We start from the raw sequence: 1,163 nt of genomic DNA, 5'->3' as shown, positions 1-1,163 counted from the left end.
AGTCATAGTAATCCACATCACTCACTTACCTCCGCTCGAAAGACGTAATCACTCGGCGCCTCTACATCATCATTAGCCGTCATCATAATATATACTTGCTCAGTTACATACTTACCTAACTCATACATCGCTAGTAAGAATAATAATCTTAGTATTTGCTTAATCATTTTTTATCTACCTTCTTTACTTCGTATAAGACCGGATATAAATTTAAAAAGTGTATTCTATATCCAATCGTCTTAACTTTTACTTTATCACCTACTTTTAACCTAGCTTGTATGTCTGCGCTATCAAACTTTCCTTTGAAGAATAAGTCTGAGTTTTCGATGACTTGTTTATCATCTAATACAATATAGAATTTGTCCTCTTTATCTTGTCTTTTGTTATATTTATCTGTAATTGTCCCTTGATGTACTTCTTTGTTTTGGTAACTAGCCACTGTATAGATAGGCAATGCGACAACAAGTAGCAATGCGGTTATACCGAATAATGACAGTATTCCAACAATAAAGATGTCGAACCCATCCATATTTTTAAGTTTTTTAATCATTTCCCACACTCCCTTATATTTTCAAACAACTGACCCACTTTAATAACTGCATCCCTTTTAACTTGTTTCTCGTACTTCTCTTTCGCTTCTTCTTTACTCTCTGCCTCAACAACTGTAAACCTTTGATTACTCTTAGCTTTAGTTATGTGTGTATGTTTACGTCCTGTTGAATCTTTGAATGTTGTGACTAAGTATTGTGTCATTCCTCATAGCTCCCTTGAACTTGTTTGAGCTTACTCATAAAAAACATTACTAAAAATGCTATTAAGATATGCGTCTTTTGATGTTTATAAGCAAATGTAGATATCATAAAGATAGTAGCAAGCATTAACATTTCATATATGTTTGTGTGTATAGTCTTTTTACTCTTAAGAAAAATAATTGCTATGCGATAAAAGAGATAAACGCCAAACCCTATTAAAAATATTTCTAACATGTCGCTCACTTCCCCAAAACCTCCTTGACCCGATCTAAGATGTCTTTACACTCCGCTACTTCCGAAGCCTTTTGCTCCACGTTCTGAAACACTCTCGAATTCCTCCACTTGCTTTAGTTCAGGTGTCCATATAGGCACGATAACCAGTTGTGCTAGTTTGTCGCCTTTGTTGATTTG

3 protein-coding genes and 1 pseudogene are annotated in these 1,163 nt (G+C 34.6%); all 4 read right to left on the bottom strand.

What is annotated here, in order from left to right; genetic code table 11:
- Positions 1–17: 17 nt before the first annotated feature.
- Positions 18–167, bottom strand: coding sequence for a transcriptional activator RinB (gene rinB / locus SD53_RS12335; RefSeq protein WP_000595265.1), 150 nt, complete (start codon positions 165–167; stop codon positions 18–20).
- Positions 164–550: a hypothetical protein gene (locus tag SD53_RS12330; protein ID WP_000592207.1), complete on the bottom strand. Its 387-nt coding sequence runs from the start codon at positions 548–550 to the stop codon at positions 164–166. Before SD53_RS12330 ends, rinB begins: the two co-directional genes overlap by 4 nt.
- Complete coding sequence (locus tag SD53_RS12325) at positions 547–753, bottom strand: DUF1381 domain-containing protein (RefSeq protein ID WP_000195803.1); 207 nt, start codon at positions 751–753, stop codon at positions 547–549. The genes SD53_RS12330 and SD53_RS12325 overlap by 4 nt, the downstream gene beginning before the upstream one ends.
- Before the next feature lie 278 nt (positions 754–1,031).
- Positions 1,032–1,163, bottom strand: a pseudogene (locus SD53_RS12315) (dUTP diphosphatase); the annotation flags it as partial.

Source organism: Rheinheimera mesophila (assembly GCF_000986865.1).
GTDB classification, from domain to species: domain Bacteria; phylum Pseudomonadota; class Gammaproteobacteria; order Enterobacterales; family Alteromonadaceae; genus Pararheinheimera; species Pararheinheimera mesophila.
This window is presented reverse-complemented; position numbering and strand designations above follow the sequence as displayed.